The sequence below is a fragment of the Jeotgalibacillus marinus genome (assembly GCF_040801915.1).
In the GTDB taxonomy this organism is placed as follows: domain Bacteria; phylum Bacillota; class Bacilli; order Bacillales; family Jeotgalibacillaceae; genus Jeotgalibacillus; species Jeotgalibacillus marinus.
Window position 1 is genome coordinate 62,008 of record NZ_JBFMIA010000004.1, and the last position, 15,169, is coordinate 77,176.

General features: G+C 37.5%; 18 protein-coding genes. 7 read left to right on the plus strand and 11 right to left on the minus strand.

All coding sequences use genetic code 11. The features are described from left to right. Positions 1-51: 51 nt before the first annotated feature. Positions 52-795: a bis(5'-nucleosyl)-tetraphosphatase PrpE gene (prpE, locus tag AB1471_RS07180; RefSeq protein WP_367779064.1), complete on the plus strand. Its 744-nt coding sequence runs from the start codon at positions 52-54 to the stop codon at positions 793-795. A 45-nt stretch (positions 796-840) separates the two neighbouring features. Here prpE and AB1471_RS07185 read toward each other — a convergent pair whose 3' ends face one another. Genes AB1471_RS07185 through AB1471_RS07200 form a run of 4 tightly spaced genes read right to left on the minus strand, consistent with a single transcriptional unit; the run spans position 841 to position 3,663 of the window. After that, positions 841-1,734 carry an RluA family pseudouridine synthase gene (locus AB1471_RS07185; RefSeq protein ID WP_367779065.1) on the minus strand — a complete coding sequence of 298 codons (894 nt, stop codon included), beginning with the start codon at positions 1,732-1,734 and terminating at the stop codon, positions 841-843. 9 nt (positions 1,735-1,743) lie between these two features. Then, on the minus strand, positions 1,744-2,538 hold the full coding sequence (locus AB1471_RS07190) for an NAD kinase (protein WP_367779066.1): 795 nt from the start codon (positions 2,536-2,538) through the stop codon (positions 1,744-1,746). Continuing rightward, positions 2,535-3,236, minus strand: a complete 702-nt coding sequence (gene yjbM / locus AB1471_RS07195; protein WP_367779067.1) for a GTP diphosphokinase — start codon at positions 3,234-3,236, stop codon at positions 2,535-2,537. The genes AB1471_RS07190 and yjbM overlap by 4 nt, the downstream gene beginning before the upstream one ends. 46 nt (positions 3,237-3,282) lie before the next feature. Next, the gene (locus AB1471_RS07200; protein WP_367779068.1) at positions 3,283-3,663 is read right to left on the minus strand and encodes a UPF0738 family protein; all 381 of its coding nucleotides are present in this window, start codon (positions 3,661-3,663) and stop codon (positions 3,283-3,285) included. A 132-nt stretch (positions 3,664-3,795) separates the two neighbouring features. On the opposite strand from AB1471_RS07200, the gene AB1471_RS07205 reads away from it, so the two are divergent. The 5 genes from AB1471_RS07205 to AB1471_RS07225 all read left to right on the plus strand — a co-directional run bounded on the left by AB1471_RS07205 (position 3,796) and on the right by AB1471_RS07225 (position 6,887). Continuing rightward, positions 3,796-4,383, plus strand: a complete 588-nt coding sequence (locus tag AB1471_RS07205; RefSeq protein ID WP_367779069.1) for a CYTH domain-containing protein — start codon at positions 3,796-3,798, stop codon at positions 4,381-4,383. 18 nt (positions 4,384-4,401) lie between these two features. Beyond that, positions 4,402-5,067, plus strand: coding sequence for a lytic transglycosylase domain-containing protein (locus tag AB1471_RS07210; RefSeq protein WP_437342346.1), 666 nt, complete (start codon positions 4,402-4,404; stop codon positions 5,065-5,067). A gap of 137 nt (positions 5,068-5,204) precedes the next feature. Continuing rightward, complete coding sequence (locus AB1471_RS07215; RefSeq protein ID WP_367779071.1) at positions 5,205-5,606, plus strand: globin domain-containing protein; 402 nt, start codon at positions 5,205-5,207, stop codon at positions 5,604-5,606. Beyond that, on the plus strand, positions 5,603-6,475 hold the full coding sequence (locus tag AB1471_RS07220) for a ClpXP adapter SpxH family protein (protein WP_367779072.1): 873 nt from the start codon (positions 5,603-5,605) through the stop codon (positions 6,473-6,475). Before AB1471_RS07215 ends, AB1471_RS07220 begins: the two co-directional genes overlap by 4 nt. 214 nt (positions 6,476-6,689) lie before the next feature. Further along, positions 6,690-6,887, plus strand: coding sequence for a hypothetical protein (locus AB1471_RS07225; RefSeq protein ID WP_367779073.1), 198 nt, complete (start codon positions 6,690-6,692; stop codon positions 6,885-6,887). Positions 6,888-6,935: 48 nt separating this feature from the next. On the opposite strand, the gene pepF is transcribed toward AB1471_RS07225, so the two are convergent. The 5 genes from pepF to AB1471_RS07250 all read right to left on the minus strand — a co-directional run bounded on the left by pepF (position 6,936) and on the right by AB1471_RS07250 (position 12,385). Beyond that, positions 6,936-8,756 carry an oligoendopeptidase F gene (gene pepF, locus AB1471_RS07230; protein ID WP_367779074.1) on the minus strand — a complete coding sequence of 607 codons (1,821 nt, stop codon included), beginning with the start codon at positions 8,754-8,756 and terminating at the stop codon, positions 6,936-6,938. A 47-nt stretch (positions 8,757-8,803) separates the two neighbouring features. Continuing rightward, the gene (locus tag AB1471_RS07235) at positions 8,804-10,054 is read right to left on the minus strand and encodes a competence protein CoiA (RefSeq protein ID WP_367779075.1); all 1,251 of its coding nucleotides are present in this window, start codon (positions 10,052-10,054) and stop codon (positions 8,804-8,806) included. Positions 10,055-10,174: 120 nt separating this feature from the next. Continuing rightward, the gene (gene mecA, locus AB1471_RS07240; RefSeq protein ID WP_367779076.1) at positions 10,175-10,828 is read right to left on the minus strand and encodes an adaptor protein MecA; all 654 of its coding nucleotides are present in this window, start codon (positions 10,826-10,828) and stop codon (positions 10,175-10,177) included. Positions 10,829-11,142: 314 nt separating this feature from the next. Next, positions 11,143-11,538, minus strand: a complete 396-nt coding sequence (gene spxA, locus AB1471_RS07245; RefSeq protein WP_367779077.1) for a transcriptional regulator SpxA — start codon at positions 11,536-11,538, stop codon at positions 11,143-11,145. A 274-nt stretch (positions 11,539-11,812) separates the two neighbouring features. Continuing rightward, positions 11,813-12,385 carry a GNAT family N-acetyltransferase gene (locus AB1471_RS07250; protein ID WP_367779078.1) on the minus strand — a complete coding sequence of 191 codons (573 nt, stop codon included), beginning with the start codon at positions 12,383-12,385 and terminating at the stop codon, positions 11,813-11,815. 502 nt (positions 12,386-12,887) lie between these two features. Between AB1471_RS07250 and trpS the strand changes: the two genes are divergently transcribed. Then, positions 12,888-13,877, plus strand: coding sequence for a tryptophan--tRNA ligase (gene trpS / locus AB1471_RS07255; RefSeq protein ID WP_367779079.1), 990 nt, complete (start codon positions 12,888-12,890; stop codon positions 13,875-13,877). A gap of 29 nt (positions 13,878-13,906) precedes the next feature. Here the strand turns inward: trpS and AB1471_RS18575 are convergent, their stop codons facing one another. Then, positions 13,907-14,170, minus strand: coding sequence for a YuzI family membrane protein (locus AB1471_RS18575; RefSeq protein WP_496350330.1), 264 nt, complete (start codon positions 14,168-14,170; stop codon positions 13,907-13,909). Between the two features lie 53 nt (positions 14,171-14,223). Continuing rightward, on the minus strand, positions 14,224-15,168 hold the full coding sequence (locus AB1471_RS07260; RefSeq protein WP_367779080.1) for an ABC transporter ATP-binding protein: 945 nt from the start codon (positions 15,166-15,168) through the stop codon (positions 14,224-14,226). Position 15,169: the final 1 nt, after the last annotated feature.

Below are 15,169 nucleotides of genomic sequence, written 5' to 3' on the forward strand. Positions count from 1 at the left end.
TGATTCCGTGGTAAAATATTTTCAATGTCTCTACAGAAAAGGAGATCTTCTATGCTCATTGATATCATCGGCGATATTCATGGTTGCCGCAAGGAATGGATTGAATTATCTAAGAAACTTGGCTACAAATGGACAAACGGGCTTCCTGTCCATCCAGAAGGTCGTATACTTGGCTTTGTTGGTGATTTGACCGATCGAGGTCCTGATTCACTCGATGTTATTAATGACGTCTATCATCTAATTACCCAAAACAAAGCATTTTATGTGCCGGGTAACCATTGCAACAAGCTCTATCGATATTTAAAAGGAAACGATGTAAAAATTATTCACGGCTTGGAAACAACTGTAGCTGAGCTTAATTTATTATCTCCTAAAGAACAAGCCTCACACACCAGAAAATTCATTGAACTATATGAAAAAGCACCTCTTTATCATGTACTTGATGCCGGCAAACTTGTCATTGCTCACGCCGGTATAAAACAAGAAGACATTGGCCAACTAAACAAACGCATCACTGTATTTGTTCTATATGGTGATATTACAGGTGAGAAAAATGCCAAAGGATTACCGATTCGAAAAGATTGGGCACAAGAATACACAGGTGATGCTTGGATAGTATATGGCCATACCCCCGTTCATAAAGCTCGTTTTAAAAATCGTACTATCAACATTGATACAGGCGCAGTGTTTGGCAATGAACTGACTGCCATTCGCTACCCTGAGATGGAGATTGTAAGTGTAAAGTCTTCTATGCCCTATGTACAAGAAAAATTTCGCGATGATGAACTAAATTAAAAATGTCGAAGGTCCACTGCTATACAATAGTGACCTTCGACATTTTTAATTGTTCAAAAAGTTTTTCATATCGTCTGGTAGATCCTCTCTAAAGCAGACATACTCACCTGTATTGGGGTGTAAAAGTTGCAGCTCAGCACAATGAAGTGCTTGTCTAGCCATAAGGTCAACTTTCCCTCCATACAAGTCATCTCCTACAATCGGATGACCGATATGTCTCATATGAACACGTATTTGATGCGTCCTGCCTGTTTCAAGTTTTAAGCCGACGAGGCATGATGCGCCAAAAACTTTTTTCACCTCGTAATGAGTGATCGCTCGTTGACCATCTTCTCGTACTTCTCGTTCGATAATGCTCGAATTTTTACGTCCGATCGGTTCTTTAATAACACCACTTAATGGATCCACTACTCCGTGGACAATCGCTAGATATGTACGAATAATATCGCCTCTTTGCTGATCTTTACTCAGGATGTGGTGTGCGTGAGAATGCTTGGCAATGAGCATTAAACCAGACGTATTCCGGTCGAGCCTCGTAACAATATGAACAGCACTGGGATAATTATGATTCGTATAATGTCCGATGATTGCATTCGCGATACTTCCGTTTGGATGCTCTCTGGACGGAATTGTATTCATAAACGGAGGCTTATTAATCACCAAGATCGCTTCATCTTCGTAAAGAATCTTTAATGGAATCTCTTCACCAATCAACGTTGCACTTCTTTTTTCACAAGGAAAAGTGATTTTTACGACATCACCCTGCGTTAAGCTTTTTCGTACGGTTGCTACGTGTCCATTCACCTCTATTTCCCCACCGCCGAACTTTACGCCCGTTAACGCACGTTTTGAAATGTTTTTTTGCTTTAAATAATCTCGTAATAATAGTTTGTCTTCATTGGCTTCAACAACCCATTGCATGGTAAATCTTTCGTTCATATCTTCTCCTTACCCATCAATAAATGAGTCGTGTACTCTCTTCCAAAATGGAAAAGGTCTGAATCTCGCAAAACGTATTTTTTCATCCGCCACTCGGTACTGAATCGATTTTACATCTTTATGCACTAAAGTTAAATGGTCAATCGTAATCAAAAAGTCTGACCGATTCACAGGTTTTAGCATACAGGTGTGGTGAGCAGGCATAATAAGCGGTGACCCTACCGTACGGAACACTCGGTTATTAATTGAAGCCATTTCAGCTAATTGAACTGAAGGCAATGATGGATGAATAATCGCACCACCTAGCGCTTTATTGTATGCAGTGCTCCCTGAAGGGGTTGATAAACAAAGGCCATCACCTCTGAACACTTCAAAATGCTCTCCTCGAATTTCAACATCCATTACAAGTGTTCCATCTACACTTTTTACTGTGGATTCATTCAACGCTAAATAACGCGTTTCACGACTGCCATTTTTGTACCGAACAATAGCCTCAATAAGAGGATATTCAATAATTTGATACGGTGTCTTCGCAATTGCAATAACGAGCTTTTCAATCTCATCTGGTACCCAGTCTGCATAAAATCCTAGATGACCGGTATGCACACCAACAAACGCAGTTTTAGATAGGCGGGAGCTGTAACGATGAAATGCATAAAGTAACGTTCCGTCACCGCCAACAGATATAACAATTTCAGGCTCTTCTTCATCGTACTCCAAGTTAAAATCTTTTAAGTACGTTCTCATTTTATGCATGAGGGCGTTTGACTTTGCGTCTCCTTTGGATGTAATAGCAAATTTCACGAGTGTTTGCCTCCTTCATCTAGACGATCATCATAGCCACGCCTTCGTTCCGATTGTACTTTTCGTTTTTCTTTTACCTGGTCCTCTTTCTTTTCTTGAAAAAAGGCTTGAGCTTCTTGAATTTCTTCTCGTATCTCTGACATCTCTCCATCTAGACGAAATGCCGCTTCTGCTGCGCGTTGCAATCGATCCTGGATATCTTTAGGGAATTGACCTTGATATTTATAGTTTAACGAATGTTCAATCGTTGCCCAAAAATTCATTGCAAGTGTTCGAATTTGAATTTCGGCTAAAATTCTCTTTTCACCATCGATGGTTTGGATAGGGTACTCTATAACAACGTGATAGGAACGGTATCCACTTTGTTTTTTATGTGATATGTAATCTTTTTCTTCTACTACGATGAAATCTTTTCGTTGCCGGAGTAATTCCACTACCCGTTCTATGTCATCTACAAATTGACACATCATACGCATACCTGCGATATCCTGCATTTCAGTTGCAAGGCTCTCGAGTGGCACCATTTTTTCACTTGCTTTATCTAAAATACTTGCGATTGGCTTAACACGCCCTGTGACAAATTCAATTGGGGAATGAGAATGTTGTAACTGAAATTGTGTTCTCATTGCTTTTAATTTTATCTTCAATTCATCTACTGCTTGTTTATATGGTTCTAGAAAAGCATCCCAGTGGTTCATTCTCATCACCTCAGCATTTTTGGAATGTTGAGCATCTATTTAGACATTATTCGTGTGTTGTTAAAAAAATTGATTCTACCTTTTCAACCATAGTCTCACCATAGTTGCTATTACCCTCGATATTAAAAACTAAATACTCGATTTCATCTTTTATTTGAATAAGTGGTACTTTATTTTCTCCAACATGAACGAAGATTTCTTGATTTTTATCTATCGAATTTTTTATATCCTGCCAAATGAAATCAGGGATATATAAATATGTATAATTATCGCCTTCTTCAGCGAGATAAACAAATGCTAACTCGTCAGAATCTACAAGCATTTGACCGCTCGGTGAAAGGTTACCAATATTATCGGTCGCCTCACCTTGTAAAATAAGCTGATCATTAAGAACTGCTGCTTGATTAAGCCAAACTTTTTTTCTCATAAGCCAAAAGCCCCTTCCAAATTATCGTCTTTTCCATCTTATCATATCCCCCCCTTCTCTTTCACCTTGGCATTGCAGAAGAAGAAAAAAGAGTAGATAATAGTTGTAGGTAAAGTTAAAGGAGCGAAGCACATGTCACAAGAGCTTGAAATTGAATTTAAAAACCTACTGACAAAAGAAGAATATGTACGTTTGCGAACTTCCTTTCATTTTCCGAGTCAAGAAATCATTACACAGGAAAATCATTACTTTGATACGCCTTTGTTTCATTTAAAAGAAAAAGGCGCTGCCCTACGTATTCGAGAAAAAAATGGTACCTATCAACTTACATTAAAACAACCTGTTGAAGAAGGCATTTTAGAAACGCACCAAGCCATTCATTCGATCGCGGCCAATGACATGATGATGGGTGGAGAGTTGGTGTCAGGTGAAGTGTGTGATTTGCTCTTACTGATGAACATCCCCACGCATAAAATCGTTCATTTCGGTAGCTTAAATACAAAGCGAGTTGAGGTACCGTATGAAAACGGACTACTTGTTATGGATCATAGCCACTATTTCACTGAAGAAGATTTTGAACTTGAATATGAAGTGACGAATCGCACTGAAGGCGAACAGTCCTTCATAAAGTTACTTTCATCCTACAAAATTCCGCTTCGAGAAACCGATAGTAAAATAGAGAGGTTTTATAAAGAAAAAATACGACAAACTCAAATGTAATGGATGAGGAGACTAATGATGAATGTTGATGCGATGAAAAAAATACTTGAAATCCAAACACTTCGATCGTTCGGATCAAATACCAATACTCAAACACTTGACCAGCCTGATTTATTTAACCAAATTATGCAGAACACAATAAATTCTGGCTCAAACGCAAACCAGCTTGGGTCCGTTGCAACGTTAATTGAACAAAATTCAACTCCTATTTACACATTGCCAACCGTTAATAACCAAATGGAAGTAGGGCTTTTTCAACAACCATTACTAAATTCAGTAAATGAATTAACAACAAGCGAGACAAGCACTGGTTCAATTGATCACATTATTGCTAGTGCGGCTACTACATACGATGTCCCTGAAGAACTTATTCGTTCCGTAATTAAACATGAATCTAATTTTAACCCCTCAGCCGTTAGCCACGCGGGTGCCTCAGGATTGATGCAGCTTATGCCTGGAACTGCAACGTGGCTAGGAGTAGAAAATATATTCGATCCAAAAGAAAATGTTTATGCAGGCACTAGGTATTTACGTGATATGTTGAATCGCTACAATCAAGATCCTGAGCTTGCACTTGCAGCTTATAATGCAGGTCCCGGGAATGTCGATAAATATAACGGTATCCCACCATTCAAAGAAACAACCAATTACGTCCGTCAAGTAATGGATAGCTACCGTGCATAAACAGTATTGGCTAGTTCTCAGCAAGAACAACGGTGGTATTTTTTACAATTAAACCTTTTTTAAGTCAATATATTTGAGAAAAAGATCGTCCGTTGCTACAATAAAGTTACATTTCAAGAACAAAGGAGTTATTGTCTATGGTTGGTCAACCCCCAACACCTTATGAGGTGATAGGTGAAGAAAGGCTTTCAGCTCTAGTCCATGCTTTCTATCATCAGGTTGCAGATCATCCTGAACTTATAAGTATATTTCCTGACGATTTTACCGAAACCATTCGTAAGCAAGAGCAGTTTCTCACTCAATACTTAGGAGGGCCAGCTCTTTATACGAATGAACATGGACATCCGATGCTACGAGCAAGGCATATCCCGCATGAAATCACACCTACGCGTGCAAAAGCATGGCTTAGCTGCATGGATATTGCTATGGATGAAGTGGGGCTGGAAGGCGAACTAAGAGATGCCCTGTTTCATCGACTTTCATTGACCGCTCAGCATATGATTAATACTCAAGGTAAAGCAGAGGGTGATGAAGATTGACTGCAAAATATTGGACGGATACAGATAGGCAGGCAGTGGAACAAAAGCCACTGGAAATCTACCTCTTTGTAGACCCAATTTGCCCCAAGTGCTGGGCTTTAAGACCTATAATGAAGAAATTAATGATGGAGTATGAACCATACATTCGTATTAAACACGTTTTAAGTGGAACACTTTCAACTTTAAATAAAAAACGGTCAGCACTCGCGCGAAATGAGGAATATCCTGTAACTAGATCAGGTATGTACTGTAATGGCTCTCTTCGGACTTCGAATCACCCTATCGATTCGCCATTTATTGTTTCCGTTGCGATTAAAGCCGCGGAACTTCAAGGTAAACGGGCTGGAAATCGATTTTTACGATCTCTACAAGAGCAATTATTTATTGAGCAACTAGATATTTCTGATTTCCGAGTATTACAATCATGTGCAAATGAAGCCAACTTGGATCTAGATGAGTTTGTTCAAGATATTCATTCCGTAACAGCATCCAAAGCTTTTCAATGTGATGTTAAAATCGCCTCTGAAATGGATGTGGAAGAAACGCCAACACTTGTTTTTTTCAATGAAAACATAGAAGATGAAGGAATTAAAATCGACGGAGTTTATCCATATGAAGTGTATGTACAAATTGTTGAAGAAATGTTGTTAGAGAAACCTCAAAAAAAGGAGCTTCCAACAATCGATCAATTTTTAGAACGCTTTAAAGTAGTCGCGACACCAGAAGTCGCTATCATTTATAACCTTTCGATCCAAGAAGCAGAAAAAGAACTTAAAAAGCGCATGTTTCAACAAAAAGTAGAACCGATAAATGCTAAGAATGAAACGTTTTGGCGTCACATCCCACAAAATAAATTCCCCACCACTTAAATTAATATTTGCAGAAAAGCCCCCATCACAATGATGGGGGCTTTTCTTTACGAACAAAGGGGATGGGAGAAATTATCACGGTTAAACAAAGGGGTATATGTTTTTTGTGATCAACTTCACAGATTCATTTTATCATGTATTTACAAGTATGACAAGTGAATACTCGAATATAATTAAACAAGCAAGACGATAGCAGAGTAAGGAGGAATTCCTCATGAGAAAATGGTTTGGAATTATATGGTTGATTGCGATTTTTGCTGCATTCATTTTACATTTATTCGCCTTGTTAGAAATTTTCCCATTGATTCTTTCTTCTCTTATTTTATTCACCTTACTATTTTCATTTGTTATTTGGATAACAATGGGAAAGCGATATCGTGGTCCTTCATCTTTTTCCAAACGAAAATACTAAAGGGATGAACCATTGCTTACGCAACGTGATCATCCCTTTCTTTATAATTTATTTACTTAATAATTCTTCCATTTCGTTTAACTTTTCTTCGAACACTTTGCATGCTTGTTCAATTGGTGCAGACGTAGTCATGTCTACCCCTGCTTTTTTCAATACTTCAATTGGATAATCAGAGCTTCCAGCTTTTAAGAACTCATTTACATAATGCTCAACTGCAGGCTCTCCTTCTTCAAGAATTCGCTTACTTAAGGCCGTAGCAGCACTATAGCCAGTAGCATACTGATAGACGTAATAATTATAATAGAAGTGAGGAATCCTTGCCCATTCAAGACCAATTTCCTCATCGATAACAATGTCTTCACCAAAATATTTCTTATTTAATTTGTAGTATTCTTCTGACAGTGCATCAGCAGTCAACGCTTCACCGTTTTGAGCTTTTTGATGGATAATATGCTCAAACTCTGCAAACATCGTTTGGCGGAAGACAGTCCCACGAAAACCTTCTAGGAAGTGGTTCAAGATATACAGCCGTTTTTTCTCATCGTCGATTGTATTTAACAGGTAATCATTCAACAAAGCTTCGTTGCATGTAGAAGCAACTTCTGCAACGAAAATCGAATAGCCGCTATATGGATAAGGCTGGGTTTCACGTGAATAATAACTATGAACACTATGACCAAACTCATGCGCAAGAGTAAATAAATTATTCACATTATCCTGCCAGTTCATTAAAATGTATGGATTCGTGCCATAAGTACCCGAGGAATAAGCCCCGCTGCGTTTCCCTTTGTTTTCTTCTACATCAACCCAACGGTTATTTAATCCTTCTTCTACCACGCGTTTATAATCTTCCCCAAGTGGTGAAAGCCCTTTTAGCATTAAATTTTTTGCTTCCTCGTATTGCACTTTCATTTTTCCATCTTTTACAAGTGGTGTATACAGATCATACATGTGGAGGTCATCTAGACCAAGAATCTTTTTACGTAATTTCACATAACGATGCAGTAAATGAAGGTTTTTATTTACTGTATTAACTAAGTTGTCATAGACCGTTTCTGGAATGCTATTGTTTGAAAGTGCTGCATGACGAGCAGAGTCATAGTTTCTTACAAGTGCTGAAAAGTTGTCATATTTTACTTGTCCGCTCAGTGTTGTTGAAAATGTATTGCGAAAACTTCCATACGTTTTATACACTGCTTTGAAAGCATCTCTGCGCACACGTGAATCTTCGCTTTCTAAAAAGTTGATATAATTACCATGTGTAATTTGTACTGTTTCACCATTTTCATCTTCAATCGTCGGGAATTCAAGATCTGCATTGTTTAACATGCTAAATGTATTGCTTGACGCGCCCATCACTTCCGCAGCTTTAGCGAGTAAAGACTCTTGTTCTGCAGATAGCACGTGAGGACGTTGCGCGTTAATTTCTTCTAATGCATGGCGATATAATTGAAGCTCTTTCTTTTCTTCAAGGAAAAATTCAATTTTTTCTTCCTCAATTGATAAAATTTCTGGAAGCATAAAAGCAAATGCACTACTAATCTGAGTCACTAAATTTTTCGCACGGTCATCCAAGCTTTGGTAAAACGAATTTGTCGTGTCTTGGTCATAACGCATGTGCGAATATGTATAAAGTCTACTTAAACGTTCCATAATTCCATCTTGTAGCTTTAAAGCATTATAAAAATGATCGGCACTTTCACCAAGTGTCCCTTTCACTTCTTTCGCTTTCTTCGCTTCCTCTTGTAGTTCTTTATACTCGTCATCCCATAATTTGTCCGAAGCGAAAATATCTTCCAATCTCCACGTTTGATCTTCCTGAACTTGACTACGTTCTTTCAATTTTTTCACTACTGTGTCTTTTGACATTGTGACCCTCCTCGTTTATTCTTAAACTTTCTTTATCTTCTCTCTTTTTAACTATTCTTGCAACTTTTTTCACTTACTGAATTGAAATGTTCGATGACAACCGGTGCTGCATTTTTCCAAAACTGCGAATATACTTCTTTCTTATGGGCAATATGATCAATACATGTATACTGCTGATTTTTCGTTAACATATATCGATCATTTTCCTTCATCACAATATGAAGCTTTCCAAGTAGGTCAAAATATTCACTTATGACTAGTCTAATTTTATCCTTATAAGCTGGTGTTTGCATTACCCTCAGTTCAAGTTTTTTTTGATTTAGACATTGTGTAATCGTGTCAACCGCTTCTAGTAAATGAATGCTTCTTTCCCTTTTAAGTGCCTTTCGTAAAAGAAGGAAAACATAAGATTGCCATTCAACAGGCGAGGTTTTTAAATACATCCCCTGTCGCAGAGGCAAGCCTACCCATGGAGGAATGAGTTGGATCGATTGTTTTTCTTTATAAAAATCACATAATAATGGGTCGCGCTGCCCTTTCCCATATCGCACTCGATCTCCACACCATCTGGCGCAATAAGAACGAAATGTATATAAGGTTGAAGCCGTTAGTTTAGGGGAAGTTAACGGAAACTGTGGGAATTCGAGAGAAGAAATCTCATATGTTGATTTTGTATAGAAGAATTTATTTTTTGTAAGCGGCAGTAAATGTTCTAAGATTACAAATGAATGTGATTGAACATCGTACGTTAAGAGAAAAAACTGATGTAGTGCTTCTGAATATCGAATGAATAGCTGGTGAAAGGCTGATAAAGTGATTTGATTTAATGTGGGAGAGATGCAATCAGTGGAGAGTAACCAAAAAGGAATAATGTTATGTGTTTTGTAGCCATTTGTTCGATGATTCCAGTGTTCCTGAGCAAGCTGAGATCGTTGAAATTCAATGGCATATTCGTGATCTTCATGCACCACTGAAACATCTGCTCGCTGTGAAAGGTTACAATACGTTTTTTCAATCTCCACTACCATGTGACTGCCTTTTAACCATTCGTATAATTGCTGCTTCGCTTGAAGATGAATAGCCGATTCAGGTTCGCTAAATGATTCGCATGTGGATCGTGATATGTGAGAAAAATGGGGAATTTTGACGAAACCAACTTTCATTCTGACTTCACCATGACATTGAGGGCAATAGAATTTTGTCGAAACATTTTCTGAGCGTAAGCATTCACGAGATTTTTTCCCATCTAGCAGGACCAATTCCTCACGGTCATTAAGGGCTTGTAAAATATAGACCACCTCCTCTTTACGCTATTCGACACGTAGAGAGAATTTCCTTTAACATTTCTAAAAAAATTTCAAATTTCCTCAGCATGTAATAAAAAACCCCTTCAAGACAAGGTCTCAAAGGGTTACGAATTATGAAAAATAGTTACGAACGTTTTCAAACACTTTTTCTTTCATGACAACTTTACCGTATTCTTCTAGGCGATGCACGGTTACTTGTGTATCTAAACCGTACTCCAGTAAAACGCTTAAAATATTTTCCACATCGTTTTCTTCAAAGAGGTCTTCTGCAAATTCCACAAATAAATAGTAAACATTTTCAAATGCATACAATTTCGTTATCAATTGTTCATGGTCGAAACGCTTAGACAAAGAAATCAAGTCTTCAAAATCCTTAAACTTCATGGTGAAATCAAGAATATCATAGTCCTCCGATTCTTCCATCTCAAAATGCTCTTCCAGGTACTCTTCAATTTGATCACTTACAGATCCATCTCGTTGTTTATCTTCAGGGATTGGCAACTCAAAGCGCTGTCCATCTTTCGTCACTTGAGCTTTCGTAACGAGTATTTCCAACCCTTTTTCGAGAGCCTGGACTTGTATCCAAAGAGGACCTTCAATTGCGAAGTCTTCCTCCTGATGCACTTCATCCATCATTTCCCAGAAGAGTTCTTCACTTTTATCACGATTGTACCAGATTTCTTCACGGTCAAAACCTCTATCTTCAATATCACCGTAAGAAATGTAAAACTTCACTGTATGATCATTTATGCGTTCTATTTCCATTATTTAACTCTCCCTTCCTATGTGTTGGATGAAGGGAATCCCCCCCTAATCATAGGCCTAGCATAATGAATTGAGTTTGACGATAGGGTGATCTTTCTATATTTATTGTATGACAAAGAACAGACAAAGGGAAATCATATTCTGTCCATTTGTTTAAACATAATTTAAGAACCTATTGTTTCTAGAGTGTAGACCATTCAGTATGTAAATTCAAGTATTCGATTTGTCTCAATTTATAAACAAGTACGAGTAAATCAAGAAAAAAAGCTTGTCCCGTGGGTCACTTGCGGGACAAGCCTTTATATTGGTGGTAGCTAGTTAACCATTCTTTGGGCTTCAAGAAGCTGGAATGTACGAACCTTACGAGGAAGGAATCGTCGAATCTCATCTTCATTGTAGCCAACCTGTAGCCTTTTCTCATCCATGATAATCGGACGGCGAAGTAATCCAGGGTTTGCTTGAATCAATTCGAATAAATCTTGAAGAGGTAATGAATCTAGATCCACATCAAGTTTTTGAAAAATCTTAGATCTGGTTGAAATAATCTCATCTGTACCGTCTTCTGTCATACGAAGAACTTCTTTGATTTCTTCAACGCTAAGCGGTTCAGAGAAAATGTTTCTTTCCATATATGGAATTTCATGATCTTCTAACCAAGCCTTAGCTTTTCTACATGATGTGCAACTAGGTGACGTGAACAAAGTTACCATGAACCATTCACACTCCCTTTTTATAATCAAAAATTTGAGCTTGTCATACCTATTTTTAAATACACCTTATTTAAAATTGTTTTAAAAAGATATATTAATTTTATTATACACAATACCCGAGTAAAAAAATAGGCTTTTAACAAAATTGTCATATTTACTGTATGAACTCTATACAATCATAAGATCTTTCCGTACTATTACTATTCCCGAATTCGCGAGGAATAAACCTTTTAGCAAATGCTAAATTCTCATTTAGAAAATTTGATTGAAAACATTATAGTCCTTCAAGCATATTACGATCATTATTTTTATCCCTTTTCAAAACATCATCAACTGGATCGTAACGATCGCCATAAAAAGTTCTATCTTTATATGTATGGATCATCTCATACGTTTTCTTCATTGCATCAAAAATGACAGCCTCTGACTCATTATTAGGAGCCCAATATAAAATCTCCATTGCATTCACTTTATTCGTTGCTAACGAACGGCGGCGATACCCGATTGAAGTGGCATGTTCAAAGCCTTCACGCTTATAAAACCGTAGTCTTTTTTCAGTGTCCGTATCATCATAATCTAAAGGTTCAACTTCTAAAATAATAGGCTTCTTCTTATCCTTTAATTGTTGAAGTAACTTTCGTCCTAATCCTTCTCCACGTGCTTCACTTGATACAAATAAATAATCAATAAAGATAAAATTATCTGTCTCAGCATACATCAAAACGTGTTTAGCACTTTCATCTTTATGATAAATGTCATTTCTTTCTCTTAAAAGTGTTTCCATATGTTCTTTTGATTTCATTTCTTGAATTGGGAAATACTCATTTAGTTTTTCATACCAATGCATCCTAACTCTCCTTTAAACATAGTGACATTTCAATCATGATGATTTTATTCGATGAGGTTTAGTCTTGGGGTAAACGATTCATGAAGTACAACTACTATTATATACCCTTTATCATTATTTATTAAACAAAAAATGACGACTCATTATACAAGCTGTTTAGAAAAAGTTGAATATTGTTACAATATGTCCATTCAACCACCGAACAGCATCATGTATTTAAATAGATCTTGATTCCAATCTTAACAATCGTCTATAATAAATTATAATAAAAAATTGGGCAATCAAGAAGAATAGTACGTTCAGATCATCGCAAACTGAAGACGTAACTTTGCGTTAAAGAGTGGTTTATTTTATTTAATAAACCATCCAGAAGTCGTTAAAATGAACGAATCATTTACGACAATAAAGACGGTCCGCGGAAACGTACCATTCTTCCCTTATTTAGTTTGGGAACGAATGGTTTTTTGTGTTTGAAATGAATGACTAATAAAGGAGGATTTTTATGAAGACCATTTTTTCAGGGATTCAACCGAGCGGCACGATCACGCTTGGTAACTATATCGGTGCCATGCGTCAGTTTGTTGATTTACAAGAAGAATACAACTGTTTTTTCTGTATCGTAGACCAACACGCAATCACAGTACCACAAGAACGCCTTACTTTACGTCAAAACACGAAATCCTTAGCTGCTATGTATTTGGCTGTGGGAATTGATCCTTCTAAATCAACTGTGTTTATTCAATCTGAAGTACCTGCACACGCTCAGGCAGGATGGATGCTACAATGCACCGCCTATATCGGTGAACTTGAGCGTATGACGCAATTTAAAGACAAATCACATGGTAAAGAAGCCGTGTCAGCTGGTCTTCTCACCTATCCACCTCTTATGTCTGCAGATATTTTGTTGTACAAGACAGATCTCGTGCCAGTTGGTGAAGATCAAAAACAACATCTGGAGATTACTCGTGATTTAGCTGACCGTTTCAATAAAAAATTCAATGATATCTTTACTATTCCAGAAGTCAGAATTCCAAAAGCCGGCGCTCGTGTGATGTCGTTGCAAGATCCTTTGAAAAAAATGAGTAAATCCGATCCAAACCAAAAAGCATTTATCTCAATGCTTGATGATCCTAGGAAGATCGTTAAAAAAATTAAAAGCGCTGTGACCGATTCAGAAGGTGTCGTGAAATACGATAAAGAAAACAAACCAGGCATCTCAAACCTGCTTTCTATTTACTCGGTTCTCTCTGATAAATCTATTGAAGAAATAGAAGAAATGTATGAAGGCAAAGGCTATGGAGACTTTAAAGGCGATCTTGCTGAAGTCGTAGTTGGACACATCAAGCCAATCCAAGACCGCTACCACGCACTAATGGAATCCACCGAACTAGACGAAATCTTAGACCAAGGTGCTACAAAAGCAAATTTCGTTGCAAGCAAAATGGTGAAAAAAATGGAGAACGCGATGGGTCTTGGACGTAAAAGAAAATAATCAACCTAATGCTAGCTGAGAGTGCGTTCTCAGCTAGTCTTTTTTTTCCTTATAACAGAAAGCTGAATAAGTGTAGCACCAATCGGAATGCCATAAGTTTCCACGTGTTTTGAAATAAATTGAAAATACTGTGTAACCGTAAAGCCAGAAGGAATCAAATTTAAATAGATTGCACTATGTAACGTTCCAACACTTAGCATAAAAAGACCAAGTAGATAACAAAGTAGACGAATGATACAATCACCCCGTTTAAATAAGAGCCTTTTTCTACTGTATGTCCCAAAAATAAAGATTTGACAAAAAAAAGCGAAGAAACCTTAACAGGCCTCTTCGCTATTTACTCTATTTACACAGTCGTGTTAAGTGACTGAGCTTTCATTTCATTAAATTCTTTTTCGGAACACAATACAAAGTGCCCAGGTGTTACTTCACGCATTTTTACATTGTCACCTTCATTGTAATCATGGTCAGCCGGATCATAAGCCACCCTAGTGCGATTACGCTCATAATCCGGATCTGGGAATGGGATTGAGGACAGCAGAGACTTCGTGTATGGGTGAAGAGGATTTTTATATAGTTCTTCACTTGTAGTAAGTTCCACTATACGCCCGAAGTACATAACACCAATCCGGTCACTAATATATTTGACCATCGATAGATCGTGGGCAATAAATAGAAATGTTAACCCTTTTTCACGTTGCAGTTTTTTCAACAAATTAACAACCTGCGCTTGAATCGATACATCAAGTGCTGAAATTGGTTCATCAGCAATAATAAATTCAGGGTCTACTGCCAATGCTCGTGCAATACCGATACGCTGACGTTGACCACCTGAAAATTCGTGTGGGTAACGACTAGCATGGTCACGATTCAATCCTACTGTCTGCAATAAGTCGTAGACCATTTTAGAGCGCTCTTCTTTCGATTTGGCTAATCCATGAAGATCGATTCCTTCAGCAATAATATCAATGACTTTCATTCTCGGATTAAGCGATGCATACGGATCTTGAAAGATCATTTGCATTGTACGATTAAACTCTAGCGTCTTTGCTTTACTTTTCGCTTCATGGACGTTTTCCCCTTTATAGAGAACTTCCCCACCAGTAGCATTATATAGTCGAATAATCGTTCGACCTGTCGTTGATTTCCCACACCCTGATTCTCCAACGAGACCAAGTGTTTCTCCTTTAAATATATCAAAGGTTATATCATCAACAGCACGTACTTCGTTACTTTTATTTTTGTTAAAATAAAGTTTTAAATTTTTTATTTCAAGTAATTTCTCTGTCATC